This window comes from Cellulomonas sp. SLBN-39 (assembly GCF_006715865.1).
GTDB lineage: Bacteria > Actinomycetota > Actinomycetes > Actinomycetales > Cellulomonadaceae > Cellulomonas.
Window position 1 is genome coordinate 2,208,753 of the sequence record NZ_VFOA01000001.1, and the last position, 16,661, is coordinate 2,225,413.

The 16,661-nt window shown below is 74.0% G+C and carries 11 protein-coding genes; 7 read left to right on the top strand and 4 right to left on the bottom strand.

The window, feature by feature from the left end:
* The first annotated feature begins 21 nt into the window (after positions 1 to 21).
* The 6 genes from FBY24_RS10225 to FBY24_RS10250 all read left to right on the top strand — a co-directional run bounded on the left by FBY24_RS10225 (position 22) and on the right by FBY24_RS10250 (position 8,603).
* Positions 22 to 1,665, top strand: coding sequence for an extracellular solute-binding protein (locus FBY24_RS10225; RefSeq protein WP_142160324.1), 1,644 nt, complete (start codon positions 22 to 24; stop codon positions 1,663 to 1,665).
* Complete coding sequence (locus tag FBY24_RS10230; RefSeq protein ID WP_142160326.1) at positions 1,662 to 3,224, top strand: xylan 1,4-beta-xylosidase; 1,563 nt, start codon at positions 1,662 to 1,664, stop codon at positions 3,222 to 3,224. The genes FBY24_RS10225 and FBY24_RS10230 overlap by 4 nt, the downstream gene beginning before the upstream one ends.
* Positions 3,225 to 3,229: 5 nt before the next feature.
* Positions 3,230 to 4,066, top strand: a complete 837-nt coding sequence (locus tag FBY24_RS10235) for a glycosyl transferase (protein ID WP_186343257.1) — start codon at positions 3,230 to 3,232, stop codon at positions 4,064 to 4,066.
* A gap of 34 nt (positions 4,067 to 4,100) precedes the next feature.
* Positions 4,101 to 6,209 carry a beta-galactosidase gene (locus FBY24_RS10240; RefSeq protein WP_142160328.1) on the top strand — a complete coding sequence of 703 codons (2,109 nt, stop codon included), beginning with the start codon at positions 4,101 to 4,103 and terminating at the stop codon, positions 6,207 to 6,209.
* 182 nt (positions 6,210 to 6,391) lie between these two features.
* Positions 6,392 to 7,453 carry a TerC family protein gene (locus FBY24_RS10245; protein ID WP_255432333.1) on the top strand — a complete coding sequence of 354 codons (1,062 nt, stop codon included), beginning with the start codon at positions 6,392 to 6,394 and terminating at the stop codon, positions 7,451 to 7,453.
* 109 nt (positions 7,454 to 7,562) lie between these two features.
* Positions 7,563 to 8,603 (top strand): aldo/keto reductase, encoded by a 1,041-nt coding sequence (locus FBY24_RS10250; protein ID WP_142160330.1) that lies wholly within the window; start codon positions 7,563 to 7,565, stop codon positions 8,601 to 8,603.
* 30 nt (positions 8,604 to 8,633) lie between these two features.
* Here the strand turns inward: FBY24_RS10250 and FBY24_RS10255 are convergent, their stop codons facing one another.
* Both FBY24_RS10255 and manD read right to left on the bottom strand, forming a co-directional pair.
* Positions 8,634 to 10,811: an alpha-glucuronidase gene (locus tag FBY24_RS10255; protein WP_174243484.1), complete on the bottom strand. Its 2,178-nt coding sequence runs from the start codon at positions 10,809 to 10,811 to the stop codon at positions 8,634 to 8,636.
* On the bottom strand, positions 10,808 to 12,097 hold the full coding sequence (gene manD, locus FBY24_RS10260; RefSeq protein WP_255432335.1) for a D-mannonate dehydratase ManD: 1,290 nt from the start codon (positions 12,095 to 12,097) through the stop codon (positions 10,808 to 10,810). Before manD ends, FBY24_RS10255 begins: the two co-directional genes overlap by 4 nt.
* A gap of 173 nt (positions 12,098 to 12,270) precedes the next feature.
* Between manD and FBY24_RS10265 the strand changes: the two genes are divergently transcribed.
* The gene (locus FBY24_RS10265; RefSeq protein ID WP_255432336.1) at positions 12,271 to 13,272 is read left to right on the top strand and encodes a LacI family DNA-binding transcriptional regulator; all 1,002 of its coding nucleotides are present in this window, start codon (positions 12,271 to 12,273) and stop codon (positions 13,270 to 13,272) included.
* 34 nt (positions 13,273 to 13,306) lie between these two features.
* Here FBY24_RS10265 and FBY24_RS10270 read toward each other — a convergent pair whose 3' ends face one another.
* A complete protein-coding gene (locus FBY24_RS10270) occupies positions 13,307 to 14,260 on the bottom strand; it encodes a TM2 domain-containing protein (RefSeq protein ID WP_255432337.1) in 954 nt (317 codons plus the stop codon).
* 368 nt (positions 14,261 to 14,628) lie between these two features.
* On the bottom strand, positions 14,629 to 16,497 hold the full coding sequence (recQ, locus tag FBY24_RS10275) for a DNA helicase RecQ (protein ID WP_370511025.1): 1,869 nt from the start codon (positions 16,495 to 16,497) through the stop codon (positions 14,629 to 14,631).
* Between the last annotated feature and the right edge of the window lie 164 nt (positions 16,498 to 16,661).

Sequence of the window (16,661 nt, forward strand, 5' to 3'; positions counted from 1 at the left end):
GAGGTTCACGGAGGACCCACCATGCGGACCACCCGGAAGTACGCGACGACGGCCACGGCCGCGGCGCTCGTGCTGGCGCTCGCCGCCTGCTCCGGCGGGGGCGACGACGCCCCCGACGCGGACGAGATCGGCGACGTCGGCGCCATGGCCGACTACGGCGTCGGCACGACGTTCCGCGCCACGGAGCCGGTCGAGATCGGCCTGCTGTACCGCGACCACCCGAACTACCCCTTGCAGGAGGACTGGGACTTCCTCACCAAGCTGGAGGAGAACCAGAACGTCACGTTCGACATCGTCAGCGCCCCGCTGGCCGAGTGGGACCAGCGCAAGGGACTGCTCATCGGTGCCGGCGACGCGCCCGACGTCATCTCCGTGACGTACCCGGGCCAGGAGGTCCAGTTCGTCGCGGGAGGGGCGATCCTGCCCGTCTCGGACTACCTGGAGCACATGCCGAACCTCCAGCAGAAGATCAAGGACTGGGGCCTGGAGGCCGACCTCGACCAGCTGCGCCAGGAGGACGGCGAGTTCTACCTCCTGCCCGGGCTGCGCGAGTCCGTGCGGCCCATGTACACGTTCGCCGTGCGCTCCGACGTGTGGTCCGAGCTGGGCCTGAGCCTGGAGCCGGCGACGTTCGACGAGTTCGCCGACGACCTGCGCACCGTCAAGGAGGCGTACCCCGACGCGTGGCCGCTGTCGGACCGGTGGTCCGCGAACGGACCCCTCGAGGCGACGCTCAACATGGCCGCGCCGAACTTCGGCACCGCGGCCGGGTGGGGCTACGGCGAGGGTCTGTGGTGGGACGAGGACGCCGGCGAGTACGTGTACACCGGCACCACGCCCGAGTACCGCGAGCTGCTGGAGTACTTCGCCGGCCTCGTCGAGGACGGGCTGCTCGACCCCGAGAGCCTCACGCAGGACGACGACCAGGCGATCCAGAAGCTCGGCTCGGGCCAGTCCATGGCCATCGGCGCCAACGACCAGGAGATCCTGCGGTACCGCACGACGTTCGAGGAGCTCGGCACCGACGCCGAGGTCGCGCTGCTCCGCGTCCCCGCCGGACCCGCCGGCGACCACCTGGCCGCGGGCGGGCGCCTCGTCTCGGGCCTCATGCTCTCGGCCGACCTCGCCGAGTCCGAGCACCTGCTCGCCACCCTCCAGCTGCTCGACTGGCTGTACTACTCCGACGAGGGCCTGGAGTTCGCCAAGTGGGGCGTCGAGGGCGAGACGTACACGAAGGCCGCCGACGGCACCCGCACGCTCGCCGAGGACATCGACATCAACGGGCTCAACCCCGGCGCGCCGACGGTCCTCAACACCGATTACGGGTACCACAACGGCGTCTGGATGCTCGAGCACGGCTCCTCCGACGAGCTCGACCGGTCGATGCTGCGCCCCGAGGTGCTGGAGTTCCTCGACCAGATGGCCGGCAAGACGTCGCTGGAGTACGGCCCGCCGCGCCCCTTCGACGAGCTCGAGCGCGAGCAGGTCTCGCTGTGGCAGACCGCGCTGCGCGACCACGTCATGCAGAACACCGCCCGGTTCATCCTCGGCCAGCGGTCCTTCGACGAGTGGGACGCCTACGTCGCCGAGCTCGAGGGCATGAACCTGCAGCAGTACCTCGACGTCGCCAACGAGGCGCAGCAGCGCTACGCCGACGCCGGATGACCGTCCGCACCGTCGTCCCCGCCTCCCCGCGGGGTCCGCTGCCCGGTGCCTGGCGCGCGTGCGTCGGCACCGGGCGGCTGAACCTCGCGCTGCGGGCCGACCACCAGGCCTCGTTGGCCCGGGTCCAGCAGGACGTCGGCTTCGGCCACCTCCGCGGGCACGGGCTTCTCTCCGACGACATGGGCGTGCACCGCACCTCGACGGTCGACGGCCGCACCCACGTGCGGCACGCCTTCACGTACGTCGACCAGGTGCACGACCGGTTCCTCGAGCTGGGCGTGCGGCCCTTCGTCGAGCTCGGCTTCATGCCCACCGCGCTGGCGTCCGGCGACCAGACCGTGTTCTGGTGGAAGGGCAACGTCACCCCGCCGCGCGACCACCGCGAGTGGACCGACCTGGTGACCGCGCTCGTGCGGCACCTCGTCGACCGGTACGGCCTCGACGAGGTGCGCCGGTGGCCGATCGAGGTGTGGAACGAGCCCAACCTGCCGGACTTCTGGCAGGGCGCCGACCAGGCCGCCTACCTGCACCTCTACGAGGTCACCGCGCGGGCGATCAAGGACGTCGACGCGTCGTTGCAGGTCGGCGGGCCCGCGATCTCGCCCGGTGCCGACGACTGGTGGGCGCCGTTCGTCGAGCACGTGACGACCCGGGACGTGCCCGTGGACTTCGTCAGCCGGCACGCGTACACGTCCGGCCCGGCGCAGCACGTGCCCTTCGGCACCTACCAGACGCTCCAGCCGCCGCAGGCGCTGCTCGACCAGCTCGGCGCCCCGCGCCGGCACCTCGCCGGCACCCCGCTCGCGGGCCTGCCCGTGCACGTCACCGAGTTCAACACCTCCTACCGCCCCGACAACCCCGTGCACGACACCGCCTACAACGCGGCCTACCTGGCGCCCGTCCTGGTCGGCGGCGGCGACCTCGTCGACTCCTTCTCGTACTGGACGTTCTGCGACGTCTTCGAGGAGGCCGACGTGCCGACGTCGTTCTTCCACGGCGGGTTCGGCCTGCTCACGCACCGGCAGGTGCCCAAGCCGACGTACCACCTGTACGCGTTCCTGGCCCGCGCCGCCCGCGACGTGCTCGCCCGCGGCGCCGACCACCTGGTCGGCGCCGACCCCGACGGCCGCGTCACCGTGCTGGCCTGGCAGCCCGTCGGCGGCACCGACGCCCCGCCCGCCCCCGCCACCCACCGGCTCGCGCTGTCCCTGCCCGTCCCCCCGGGCACGCCGGCGGTCTTCGTGCGGCGCGAGCGCGTCAACGAGCACGACGGCAACGCGTTCGCCGCGTGGCGCGAGCTCGGCCGGCCGTTCTCGCCGACCGCCCGCGAGCTCGCGCACCTGCACGACTGCGCCCGACCCGCGCTCGAGCACCGGCACCTGCCCGTCGTCGACGGCCGCGTCGACCTCGACCTCGAGCTGTCCCGGCACGAGGTGACGTTCGTCGAGATCCTGCCCGTGCGCTCCACGCACCACGAGGGCCTCGACGACCGGCGCCTGCTCGGCGGGCACGACGACCGTCTCGTCGCCGACCACGAGCGGACCGGTGCGGCACCATGACGGCCATGACGCACGACGCGCGCCCCGACCGCGAGGACCCGTGCGACGCCGGCCCCCGGCGCCGCCCCGTCGACCGTCCGCCCGTCGACCGGCACGACGGACCACGCCCGCCCGCCGCCGTCCCGGCACCGGCGCCCACCCGCCCCCGGCCCGACGACGAGGTCGGCGCGGGACCGCTCGCCCGCGCGTCCGCGGCCGTGTGGTGGTTCCTCGTCGTCTCCGCGCTCGTCGTGGTCACCGGCGGGCTGCCCCTCGGGCTCCTCGTCGTCCTGGCCTGGGACCCCGGCAACGCGCCGCTGATCGCCGCCGCGTTCGTGCCCCTCGGGCCCGCGCTGGCCGCCGCCGTCTTCGCGTGGCGGCGCTTCCTCGCCGACCGCGACCTGCAGCCCGCCCGGCACTTCTGGCGCGGGTACCGGCTCGACGCGCTCGACGTCCTGCGCTGGTGGGTGCCGACCCTCGCGGTGCTGGCCCTGCTCGTGCTGGGGATCGGCGTCGTCGACGCCACGGGCATGCCCGGCGCGTACGCCGTCGTGCTGCTCCTGCTCGCCGTCGCCCTGCTGCTGTGGGCCGCCCACGCCCTCGTGCTCTCCGCGACGCTCAGCCTGCGCACCCGCGACGTCGCACGCCTGGCCGCGTACTACCTGGCCGCCCGGCCCCGGGTCACGCTCGGCAGCCTCTCCCACCTGGTGATCAGCGGCGGCGTCGTGCTCCTCACCTCGGACTGGGTGCTCGTCGCGCTCGCGGGCACCCTCGCGTTCGCCGTCACCGTCAACGCCGAGCCCGTGCTGCGCGACGCCGCCGAGCGCTTCACGCGCGACGGCGCGGGCGCGGCCCCGTCCTGACCCCTGCCCCCCCCCGACGCTCGAGGTGCCCCGCATGCCCCTGCCGACCGGTGACCACGTCCGCTACGGCGGCGACCACAACCCCGAGCAGTGGCCCCGCGAGGTGTGGGACGCCGACCACGCCGCGTTCGACCTCGCGCACGTCACGACCCTGACGCTCGGGGTGTTCGCGTGGGCGCACCTGCAGCCCGCGCCGGACGTCTACGACTTCTCGCGGCTCGACGCGATCGTCGAGCACACGGCCGCGCAGGGGCGCGACGTCGTCCTCGCGACGCCGTCGGGCGCCATGCCGCCGTGGCTGGCCGCCGCGCACCCGGACGCGTGCCGGGTCGACGACCAGGGCCGACGGCACCTGTACGGGCAGCGCCACAACCACTGCCCGTCGTCGCCGGCGTTCCGGCGCCTCTCGGTGGCGATGGCCGACCGGCTGGCCGCCCGGTACGGCGACCACCCCGCGGTCGTCGCGTGGCACGTCGGCAACGAGTACGGCGGCGCGTGCTACTGCGACCTGTGCGCGGCGGGGTTCCACGACTGGCTGCGCACCCGGTACGGCACCCTCGACCGGCTCAACGACGCGTGGAACGCCACGTTCTGGTCGCACACGTTCACCGCGTGGGACCAGGTCCCGCCGCCCACGATGCTCTCGGAGCACTGGCGGAGCCCGAACCACACCGCGTTCCAGGGCATCACGCTCGACTACCGCCGGTACATGTCCGACCGGCTGCGCGAGGGCTTCGTCGCCGAGAAGGCCGCGATCCGCGCGCACGTGCCGACCACGCCGGTGACGACCAACCTCATGGGCTTCTACCAGCCCGTCGACTACCACCGCTGGGCCGACGACCTGGACTTCGTCTCCTGGGACAACTACCCGCCGCTGCCCGACGACCCGCGCCGCACCGCCGCCCGCATGGCCGCCACGCACGCCGCCATGCGGGGCCTGAAGGGCGGGCAGCCGTTCTGGGTGATGGAGCAGACGCCGTCGACCACGGCGAGCCGCGACGTCAACCCCGTCAAGCGCCCCGGGGTGCTCGCGCTGTGGACGTGGCAGGCGGTCGCGCACGGCGCGGACGCGACCCTGTTCTTCCAGATGCGGCAGTCCCGCGGCGCGTGCGAGAAGTACCACGGCGCCCTGATCGACCACTCCGGGCGCACCGACACCCGGGTGTTCCGCGAGGCCGCCGCCCTCGGTGCGGCGCTCGCCTCGACGGGTGACGCCCTGCTCGGCGCCCGCACGCCCGCCCGGGTCGCGCTCCTGCTCGACTGGGACGCGTGGTGGGCCGTCGAGATGACCGACGGCTACAACCGGCACGTCTCGTACCTGCAGACCCTGCTGCAGCACCACCGGGCCCTGTGGTCGGCCAACGCAGCCGTCGACGTCGTGCCCGTGACCGCCGACCTCGCCCCGTACGACGTCGTCGTCGCGCCCGCGCTGCACCTGCTCAAGGGTGACCTCCCCGACCGGCTGACCGCGTTCGTCGAGGCCGGCGGCACCCTCGTCACGTCGTTCTACGGCGGACGCGTCGACGAGAGCACCAACGCGTTCCTCGGCGTCCCGCCGCTCGACCCGCTGCTCGGCGTGCGCGTCGAGGAGACCGACTCCGGCGTGCCCGGCGCGACCAACCCGGTGACGCTCGTGCTCGACGGCGAGACCACGACGCACGACGCCACGCTCGTCTTCGAGCTGCTCGTCCCCGACGAGGGCACCGACGTGGTCGGCACGTACGGCGCCGACTTCTACGCCGGCCGCGCCGCCGTCACGCGGGCCCGGCGGGGGAGCGGCGAGGCGTGGCACGTCGGCACGGGCCTCGACGACGACGGCGTCGCCCGCGTCCTGCGCCACGTGCTCGACCGGCACGGGCTGGCCGGCCCGCACGCCGACGAGCCCGACGTCGAGGTCGTCGACCGCGTCGCCCCCGACGGCACGACGTACCGGTTCGTGCTGCACCACGGCGCCGCACCGGTCGCCCTCGCCGCGCAGGTCGGCGGCACCGACCTGCTCACGGGCCGCGTGGTGCTCCCCGGCGACCGGCTCACCCTGGCCCCGGCGGAGGTGCTCGTCCTGCAGCAGCCGGCGCCTGCGTCCGCCCCCGCCGTCCGTCCGGTGGCCCGAGGGCGGCAGCGCGCCCGACGCACGTCCGCCTGATCGGGTGCTGTCGCCGACCTCACGATGCGGGACCTCGGTCCCTTGCCGTACTGTCGCACCCGACGAGGGGAGTACTTCCCCGCACCGACCCGGTCAGTACGGCGCACCCGCGACCTCGGGCGGTGGCCCTCCCCCCGGAGGGTGAAGGAGACCTCGGAGCCACTGCTGAACCAGGAGACTCCGTGCCCGCGTACCTCTCTGCCGTCCTGCCGACGGCCACGGCCCCCGCCGGCGAAGGCATCACGACCATCGCCGACCCGCTCATGTGGGGCCTGACGATCGCCGCGGTGATCGGTCTGCTGGTCATGGACTTCGTCGTGACGCGCAAGCCGCACGAGGTCTCGATGCGCGAGGCGATCGGCTGGTCGACGTTCTACATCGCGCTGCCGCTCGCGTTCGGCGGCTGGATCTGGTCCCAGTTCGGCCAGCAGACCGGCGTGGAGTACCTCACCGGGTACCTCGTCGAGAAGTCGCTGTCCGTCGACAACCTCTTCGTCTTCATGCTGCTGCTCTCGGCGTTCGCCGTGCCCGCCGTGCTCCAGCAGCGCGTCCTGCTGTTCGGGATCGTCGGCGCGCTCGTCCTGCGCGGCATCTTCATCGCCGTCGGCGCGGCCGTGCTCGCCAACCTGTCGTTCGCGTTCCTCATCTTCGGCGCGATCCTGCTGGCCACCGCCGTGAAGATCCTGCGCGACCAGACCAGCGGCGCCAGCCACGACGTCGACGTCGCGAACATGCGCTCGGTCAAGCTGATCCGCCGGTTCATGCCCGTCACCGACGACTACCGCGGCCCGCGGCTGAGCGTCGTGGAGAACGGCAGGCGGATGCTCACGCCGCTCGCGGTCGTCGTCGTGGCCGTGTTCGCCACCGACGTCGTCTTCGCCGTCGACTCCGTGCCCGCCGTCTACGGCATCACCGGCGACCCGTACCTGGTGTTCGCCACCAACGCGTTCGCGCTGCTGGGCCTGCGTGCGCTCTACTTCGTGCTCCAGGGCGCGCTGAGCAAGCTCGTCCACCTCGGCTACGGCCTCGCCGCGATCCTCGGCTTCATCGGCGTCAAGCTCGTCCTGCACTGGGCCCACGGCGTCTGGCCGGGCGTCCCCACGATCCCGACGCTGTGGTCGCTGCTCGCGATCGTCGCGATCCTCGGCATCGTCACCGCGACGAGCCTGTACGCGACCCGCGGCGGCACCGGCGACGCGGAGGAGTCGGCCCACGTCGCCGAGCCCCCCGCCCGCCAGCACTGACCGCACGGCAGCACCGCGAGAGCCGCACCCGTCCGACGGGTGCGGCTCTCCGCATCCCTGGGCAGCAGTAGCCTGACGGCGACCCTTCCCCCTCCTGAGGACGTCATCGATGCCGAGCCTGCAGCCGTACCGTGCCGACGACCACCGGTACGACACCATGACCTACCGCCGCACCGGCCGCTCCGGCCTGGACCTGCCCGCGCTGTCGCTGGGGCTGTGGCACAACTTCGGCGACACCTCCGCGTTCGACACCCAGCGCGCGATCCTGCGCCGGGCGTTCGACCTGGGCGTCACGCACATGGACCTCGCCAACAACTACGGCCCGCTGCCCGGTGCGGCCGAGGAGAACTTCGGCCGGCACCTGGCGCGCGACCTGCGCCCGTACCGCGACGAGATCGTCGTCTCGACGAAGGCCGGCTACGACATGTGGTCCGGCCCGTACCAGAACGGCGGGTCGCGCAAGTACCTGCTGTCGTCCCTCGACGCGTCGCTCGACCGCATGGGCCTGGAGTACGTCGACGTCTTCTACCACCACCGTCCCGACCCCAGCACGCCGCTGGAGGAGACGATGGGGGCGCTGCACCACGCCGTGACCAGCGGCAGGGCCCTGTACGTGGGGGTGTCGAACTACACGCCCGCCCAGACGCGCGAGGCGCACGCGATCCTCGCCGAGATGGGCACGCGGCTGCTCATCCACCAGCCCAGCTACTCCATGTTCAACCGGCACGTCGAGATGGTCGGCGAGGGGCAGCGCGAGTCGCTGATCGACGCCGTCGGCGACCTCGGCGTCGGCATGATCGTGTTCTCCCCGCTCGCGCAGGGTCTGCTCACCGGCAAGTACCTCGGCGGCGAGGCCCCGAGCGGTTCGCGCGCCGCGGGTGCGAGCCCGTTCCTGTCGTCGCGGGCCCTCTCGGAGACGTACCTGACCCGTGCGCGGGCGCTGAACGAGATCGCCGCCGACCGCGGGCAGACCCTCGCCCAGCTCGCGCTGTCGTGGGTGCTCCGCGATGAGCGCGTGACCTCGGCCCTCATCGGTGCGTCGTCCGTGGCGCAGCTCGAGGACAACGTCGCCGCCCTCGAGGCCGGCCCGCTGACCGACGACGAGCTCGCGCGCATCGAGGAGCACGCCGTCGACGGCACCGGGCGCTGACCCGGGTGTGACCCCCGTGGGGGCGGCCGGTCAGTAGATCGGTCGCCCCTGCGCGTCGGGGACGCCGGACTTGCGGTAGACGTAGGTGCGGACCTGGTCGCGCCACTCGACGGCCGAGCGGAGCTGCTCGTCCAGGCGTTCGCCGACGCGGGCGTGCCAGTCCGCGGGGAACACGTCGGCGGCGTCGGCCCAGTGCTGACGCAGGCGCTCGACGACGTCGACGGCGTCGGCCCGGGAGTCGTAGACGTGCTGCACGACCGTCGTCCCGGAGTGCAGGCGGTGCTCCCACGGCACGTGGTGGAAGAACAGCAGCAGCTCGTCGGGGCAGGTGGCCACGTCCTCGTAGAGGTCACGCCACGGCGCCGCGTACTGGCCGGTGAAGCCCGTGCCGGTCGCGCGCGTGCGGTCCACGCCGATGCCGTCGCGGTCGGCGAAGTGGTACGTCCCCCAGCGGGAGTACTCGTAGCCGTCGACGTTCGGGCCGTAGTGCCCGCGCAGCGGGTCGACCATGAAGCCGACGCCCAGCGGGGCCGTGTACGCCTCGTAGGTGCGCCACGAGTCGTCCATCAGCGCGTGCAGGGTGCTGCGCACGCGCGGGTCGGCGCCGGGGAACGTGAGGTCGACCCACTCGTCGAGCAGGGCGACCGGGTCGGCGTCGGGGTCCCACGCGAGGCGCCCGAACGCGTACAGGTTGGCCTGGGCCAGCGGGTGCCCGGTCCAGAAGACGTCGTCGCCGACGTTCGATACCGCGACGACGCCCGCGGCCGGGAGCGGGTCCGCGTCGGGGGGACCTGAGGCCGGCGAGCCCGGCAGGCCAGACACGATCTGCGCGACCGTCCGGGTGCCGTCCTCGGCCAGGCCGAACCGCAGGATCTCGCTCCACGACGGGCCGAGGTAGCACACGTGCTGCTGCTGGCCGGTGTACTCCTGGGTGACCTGGAGCTCGACGGCCACGCGGGTGCGGGGCATCGCGGCCAGCACGGGAGAGACGGCCTCACGGGTCTGGAAGTCCAGGGGGCCGTGCTTGACCTGCAGCACGACGTTCGTGTCGAAACGGCCGTCCAGCGGCGTGAAGTGGTCGTGGGCGGCCCGCGCCCGGTCGGTGCGCCGGTCGCGCCAGTCCTGCTGGTGGTCGTACACGAACGCCCGCCAGAACACGGTCCCACCGTGCGGGGCCACGGCCCGCGCGAGGAGGTTCGCACCGTCGGCGTGGTCGCGCCCGTACGCGAACGGGCCGGGCTGCCCCTCGGAGTCGGCCTTGACCAGGAACCCGCCGAAGTCCGGGACCGCCGCCCACACCCGGTCCGCGGCCTGCGCCCACCACCGCTGCACGTCGGCGTCGAGCGGGTCGGCCGTCGCCAGACCGCCGAGGGCCATGGGCGAGGCGAACGACACCGACAGGTACGCGCGCACCCCGTGCGGGCGGAACGCGTCGGCCAGCCGGGCGACGTCGCCCAGCCCGTCGGTGAGCAGGCGCGCCTCGGTGGCGTGCACGTTGACGTTGTTGAGCGCGACCGCGTTGACGCCGATCGAGCCGAGCAGCCGGGCGTACGCGCCGACGCGCGTGAGGTCGTCGCGGACCTCGCCGGCGTCGTAGAACAGCGACCCGCCGGCGTACCCGCGCTCGACCTGCCCCATCACCGGGTGCACGTCGACGTTGTCCCAGTGGTCGAGCATCCGCACCGGGGCGACCGGCAGGTCGTGCTGCGGCCCGTGGTCCGTGCCGAACGCGCGCTCGCCGTCCCGCACCACGGCGTGCAGACCGTAGAGCAGTCCCGCCGCCCCGCCCGCGACGACGACCGACCTACCGTCCTGCCGGATCCGGAGGAAGGCGTCGGTACCGATCTCGGGGCCCGACGTGCCGTCCAGCACTCCGTCGGTCGCGAGCGCGACCAGTGGGGCGTTCGTGCTCGACGAGGGGTGGACGCGGCCGCCGGAGGTCGGAGCGGCGCGACCGGCGCGGGGAGCGACGAGGAGGACGAGGTCGTGCGCGCGCACGATCGCGCCGTCGGGCAGCTCGGCGGACGGGTCGAGGACGGTGAGGGTGCCGCCGTGCTGCGCCGTCGCCGTGCGCAGCTCGTCGACGACCGTCCGGCCGACCGGACCGGCGTCGGGTCCGGGGGCGACGAGGACACGCCTCGACCCGACGGGGCCGAACGCGGCCTCTGGCAGCCAGGCGGGGTGCCAGGTGCTGTGGTCGGCGCTCACCAGTCGTGCACCGTGCCGTCCTTCAGCCGGTTGAACGGCAGGTACGCCGCCTGGTACGGGAAGTGCGCCGCCACGTCGTCGTCGTACTCGACGCCCAGCCCGGGCTGCTCGCCCGGGTGCAGGTACCCGTCGGCGAACGTGAACGACGTGCGGAACACCTCCAGCGTCGCCGCCGAGTGCGGCATGTACTCCTGGATGCCGAAGTTGTGGATCGCCAGGTCCAGGTGCAGCGCGGCCGCCATGCCGACGGGGGAGATGTCGGTGGGTCCGTGGATGCCGCTCTTGATCTGGTGCTGGGCGGCGTGGTCGAGGATGCGCCGCAGCGCGGTGATGCCGCCGGTGTGGGTCACCGCGGAGCGGACGTAGTCGATGAGCTGCTCGCGGATCAGCGTCTGGTAGTCCCACACCGTGTTGAAGACCTCACCGATCGCCAGGGGCGTCACCGTGTGCTGGCGCACCAGGCGCAGCGCCTCCTGGTTCTCCGCCGGGGTGCAGTCCTCCAGCCAGAAGAGGTCGTACGGCTCGAGGTCCTTGCCCAGGCGCGCGGCCTGGATCGGCGTCATGCGGTGGTGCCCGTCGTGCAGCAGCGGCAGCTCGGGGCCGAACTCGTTGCGGACCGCCTCGAAGACCCCGGGCAGGTGGCGCAGGTACGCGCGGGTGTCCCAGTCCTCCTCCGCGGGCAGCGGGGCGCGCTGGGCGGGCTCGTAGTCGTACCGGCCCGACGTCGAGGGCTGCGCCGCCACGCCGTACACCGCGTCGATGCCTGGCACCGACGTCTGCACCCGGATCGACCGGAAGCCCTCGTCCAGGTGCTGGCGGATCGAGTCGAACAGCTCCGGCAGGTCCCGGCCCGAGGCGTGCCCGTACGCCATGAGCCCCGTCCGCGACGCCCCGCCCAGCAGCTGGTACAGCGGCATGCCCGCCAGCCGCGCCTTGATGTCCCACAGCGCGACGTCGACCGCGGCGATCGCGGCCATGGTGACCGGCCCGCGACGCCAGTACGCGCTGCGGTACAGGAACTGCCACGTGTCCTCGATGCGGTGCGCGTCGCGGCCGACCAGCAGCGGCACCACGTGGTCCGCGAGGTAGCTGGCCACGGCCAGCTCGCGGCCGTTGAGCGTCGCGTCGCCCAGCCCGACGACGCCGTCCTCGGTGGTCAGGCGCAGGGTGACGAAGTTGCGCCCCGGGCTGTGCACGAGGACCTCGGCGGAGCGGATCGCCGTGCCGGGGGCGGGCGCGGCGACCGCCGGCTCGGGGGCCGGGGCGGCGGCGGTGGTGCCGGTCATGGGGTGCTGCTCCCTCCGCCCGGCGCGACGGTGCGCGGGCACCCTCGACCCTAGGCGGGCCCCGACCCGCACGGCAACCGTTTGCCGCAGTTTGCCAAACCGGTGCGCGGCGCGCGAGCATGGGGCCGGACACCGGCGTCGACCGACGCGGGCGACCTGACGGGAGGAGCCCGGTGGACGACAGGCAGCCGACCCTGCGCGACGTCGCCGAGGCCGCCGGCGTCGCGGTCTCCACCGCCTCGCGCGCCCTCAGCCGCCCCGGCCGCATCAGCCCGCGCACCGAGGCCCGCGTGCGCGACGCCGCCGAACGCCTCGGCTACACGCCCAGCGCGTCCGCCCGCGCCCTGTCCTCCGGCCGCACCTCGACCGTCGCGCTCGTCGTCCCCGACGTCACCAACCCCTTCTACTTCGGCCTCGTGCGCGGCACGGGCGCCCGCCTGCGCGAGACCGGGTACGTCCAGGTGCTCGTCGACACCGAGGAGTCCGCCGAGGCCGAGGCCCGTGCGCTCGCCGGCCTGCGGGGCACCGTCGACGGGGCCGTCCTGGCCTCGTCCCGCCTCGACGACGACCGCCTCGTGCGCCTCGCCGCCGAGCTGCCCGTCGTCACCGTCAACCGCACCGTCCCCGGCGGGGTCGCACCCGGCGTCGTGCTCGACACCCCGAGCGGCATCGTCCAGGCCCTCGAGCACCTCGCGTCCCTCGGGCACACCCGCGTCGCCTACGCCGCCGGCCCGCGCACCTCCTGGTCCGACAGCCGCCGCCGCGCCGTGCTCGAACCCTCCGCCGCACGCCTCGGGCTCGACGTCACGGTCCTCGGCCCGTACGCACCGCTGCGCACCGCCGGCCCCGCCGCCGCCGACGCGGCCCTCCAGGCCCAGGTCACCGCCGTCATCGCCTTCAACGACCTGCTCGCCTTCGGAGTGCTCGAACGCCTCGAGGCACGCGGTGTCCCCGTGCCCGACCAGCTCAGCGTCGTGGGCTGCGACGACGTCTTCGGCGCCGACCTCGTCCGCCCCCGCCTCACCACCGTCGCCCTGCCCATGGAACGCGCCGGCCGGCACGCCGCCGACCTGCTCGTCGCCCGCCTGTCCGGCCTCGGCGCGCCCCCCGGCGACCCGGTGGTCCTCCCCACCCACCTGGTCATCCGCGCCTCCACGGGCCCCGCCCCCAGATGACCTGCTGCCCGCGGTGGCGTCGAGATCCTCACGGTCAGCCAAGCGTCAGTGTCCAGGCCCCGTTCGCGGTCACGCTGAGCACCGACGGGCCCGCGGACATCGGGACCGTTCCCTCGTAGGCGCCGATCTCGTTCACGAGCAGGCCGAATTCCAGCATCGCGCCCGTGTCCTCGACCACGGCGAAGTTGCCGTCGCCGGCGTGCGTGGCCGTGAGCGTCGCCGCACCGCCCTCGTAGAGCATCACCGCATCACCGCTGCCCGACGCTGCCAGGGGCGCCGCGGCCGACACCGGCGAGACCGTGATGCTCCACGGGCCGTCGGCGGTCACCTGGAGCGTGACGCCCTCGCCGAGGGCGCGCAGCCCGAAGACCGTCGTCCCGCTGTAGGCGCCGATCGTGTTGACCAGGAGCTCTCCCGTGGACTGGTTCGCAGCGTCCAGCACGTTCACGGCGAAGTTCGCCTGCCCCTCGTGCGACGCCGTCACGATCCCGACGGATGCTCCCGACGGGAGCGGGACGACCGAGTCGCCGCTCCCGGTGGTCGTCGCGGGCTCGAAGGCACCGAATGTCTCGTCGGCCCAGGCCTGGACGGTGGGTGTCTCCGGCTCCTCCGCCGGCTCCTCTTCCGCCGGCTCCTCCTCGACGACCTCCTCCGGCGTCGGGTCGGCCGGGGCATTGGCCGCCGGCTGCTCGACGACCGCGTCCACGTCGCCCTGCAGAGCGCCGGCGGTGCCGCCGAACACCGCGCCCAGCGCCACCGCGACACCAGTCACGATCCACGCGACCTTCTTGTGCTCGTCGTACCCGGCGAGGGGACGTCCAGCCTTGTCGCGCTGCGCGCCCGCCAGCACCAGCACCAGGTCGACGAGGAACCAGATGCCCGCCCCGCCGCACGTCACGAGCTTGAGCAGCCCCGTGCCGACCTTGCCCAGGTAGAACCGGTCGACGCCGAGGTAGCCGAGGAACCAGGCGAAGAGCCACGTCACCACGAACGACTTCGGCGCACCGGGCGCCACCGGGGGCGGCCCTGCGGCGTAGGCGCCCGCGGGTGGCGGGTACGCTCCCGCGGGCGGCGGCGGGTAGGGCGTCGGAGCGGCCGGCTGGGCACCGCCATGAGCCGGCGGTGCCGCATGAGCAGGCGTACCGGTTGGCGGACCAGGTGCCGGTGCCGCGGGTGGCTGCCAGGTCCCAGGCTCCGGACGTCCGTCGGCAGGGTCGTTCGACATGTGTGCGCGCCCCCTTGCGCGGGGAGCACGAGAAGCGGCCCTGCCCGGCACCGCCCCCCGAGGCGCCCGGCGATCGCGACGTTACTCGCGGGTCTCCCCAGGTGCTGTCGGGCAGCGGGTGAATCCCCCGGTCAGGCGCCGGTGTCGAGGGCGGCCAGCGTCGCCAGGACGCCCTCCGCGTAGCGGTCGAGCTTCGCCGCGCCGACACCGCCGATCTGCCCCAGCGCCTCCCGCGACGACGGCCGGGCCGCGACGATCTCGCGCAGCGTCGCGTCGTGGAAGACGACGTACGCCGGCACGCCCTGCTCCTTGGCCGCGCCCGCGCGCCAGGCCCGCAGCGCCTCGAACGCGGTCGCGTCGGCGCCCGTGAGGTCCGCCGCCGCCGGGCGGGCGGCACCCGCGCGGCGCTCGCGGGGGGCGCGGCCCGTGCGCTCGGGCTCGCGGCGCAGCCGCACGGGGCGCTCGCCCCGCAGCACCGCCGCCGACGCGGGCGTCAGCCGCAGCGTGCCGTAGCCCTCCGCGTCGACCGCCAGCAGCTCGGCCGCCAGCAGCTGGCGCACCACCCCGCGCCACTCGCCCTCCGACAGGTCCTGCCCGATGCCGAACGTCGAGAGCTCCTCGTGGCCGAGCTGGCGCACCCGGGGCGTGACCTTGCCGCGCAGCAGGTCGACCAGGTGCCCCACGCCGTACCGCTGCCCGCGCTGGTCGAGGCGGACCACGGTCGAGAGGAGCTTCTGGGCGGGCACCGTCCCGTCCCACGACTGCGGCGGCTCCAGGCACGTGTCGCAGTTGCCGCACGGTCCGTCGGACGGCTGGCCGAAGTACGCCAGCAGCTGCCCCCGACGGCAGTCGATCGTCTCGCAGAGCGCCAGCATCGCGTCGAGGTGCTGCGTGAGCCGCCGCTTGTGCGCGTCGTCGCCCTCGGACGTGTCGATCATCCGTCGCTGCTGCACGACGTCGTTCAGGCCGTACGCCAGCCAGGCCGTGGAGGGCAGCCCGTCACGGCCCGAGCGGCCCGTCTCCTGGTAGTACCCCTCGACGGACTTCGGCAGGTCCAGGTGCGCGACGAACCGCACGTCCGGCTTGTCGATGCCCATGCCGAACGCGATGGTCGCGACCATCACGACGCCGTCCTCGCGCAGGAACCGCGCCTGGTTGCGGGCGCGGACCTGCCGGTCCAGGCCCGCGTGGTACGGCATCGCGTCGACGCCCTGCTCGACGAGCCACGCGGCGGTCTGCTCGACGGAGGCCCTCGACAGGCAGTAGACGATGCCCGAGTCGCCGGCGTGCTCGGCGCGGAGCATCGCGAGCAGCTGGGCCTTGGGCCCGTCCTTGGGCACGATGCGGTACCGGATGTTCGGGCGGTCGAAGCTCGCGACGAACTGCCGGGCGTCGGCCAGGTCGAGCCGCTCGCCGATCTCCCGGTGCGTGGCCCGCGTCGCCGTGGCCGTGAGGGCCACGCGCGGCACGTCCGGCCAGCGCTCGTGCAGCACCGCCAGCCGCAGGTAGTCGGGCCGGAAGTCGTGCCCCCACTGCGACACGCAGTGCGCCTCGTCGATCGCGAACAGCGCCACGTGCCCCCGGCCCAGCAGGTCGAGCGTCTCGGGCACCCGCAGGCGCTCCGGCGCCAGGTAGAGCAGGTCGAGCTCGCCCGCGAGGAACGCGTCCTCGACCGCGCGGCGCTGCGACCACTCCTGCGTCGAGTTGAGGAACCCCGCACGCACGCCGACGGCCGACAGCGCGTCGACCTGGTCCTGCATCAGCGCGATCAGCGGCGACACCACGACCCCGGTGCCCTCGCGCACGAGGGACGGCACCTGGTAGCACAGCGACTTCCCGCCGCCGGTCGGCATGAGCACGACCGCGTCCTCGCCCGCCACGAGCGCGTCCACGATCGCGGCCTGGTCGCCCCGGAACGCCTCGTACCCCCAGACGCGCCGCAGCACCTCCAGCGGCGTGCCGTGCGACGGCGCCCCGGCGCCCTGCTGCACGACCGGCACGGGTCGCGTCGCGCGCGTGCCGGCCCGCACGGCGTCCTGCAGGGCCGCGTCGTCCAGCGACCCGTCCCGCAGCGGCGCCGCGTCCGCCCGCGGACCGCCGGACGTGACGTCCTCCGGCGGCGGGGCGTCCCACGGGTCCGGGGGCGGCTCCTCGTCCCACCACG

What these genes read in the sequence shown, in the direction of transcription:
- FBY24_RS10225 (WP_142160324.1), top strand. Translation starts at nt 22, where the DNA reads ATGCGGACCACCCGGAAGTACGCGACGACGGCCACGGCCGCGGCGCTC.
- FBY24_RS10230 (WP_142160326.1), top strand. Translation starts at nt 1,662, where the DNA reads ATGACCGTCCGCACCGTCGTCCCCGCCTCCCCGCGGGGTCCGCTGCCC.
- FBY24_RS10235 (WP_186343257.1), top strand. Translation starts at nt 3,230, where the DNA reads ATGACGCACGACGCGCGCCCCGACCGCGAGGACCCGTGCGACGCCGGC.
- FBY24_RS10240 (WP_142160328.1), top strand. Translation starts at nt 4,101, where the DNA reads ATGCCCCTGCCGACCGGTGACCACGTCCGCTACGGCGGCGACCACAAC.
- FBY24_RS10250 (WP_142160330.1), top strand. Translation starts at nt 7,563, where the DNA reads ATGCCGAGCCTGCAGCCGTACCGTGCCGACGACCACCGGTACGACACC.
- manD (WP_255432335.1), bottom strand. Translation starts at nt 12,097, where the DNA reads ATGACCGGCACCACCGCCGCCGCCCCGGCCCCCGAGCCGGCGGTCGCC.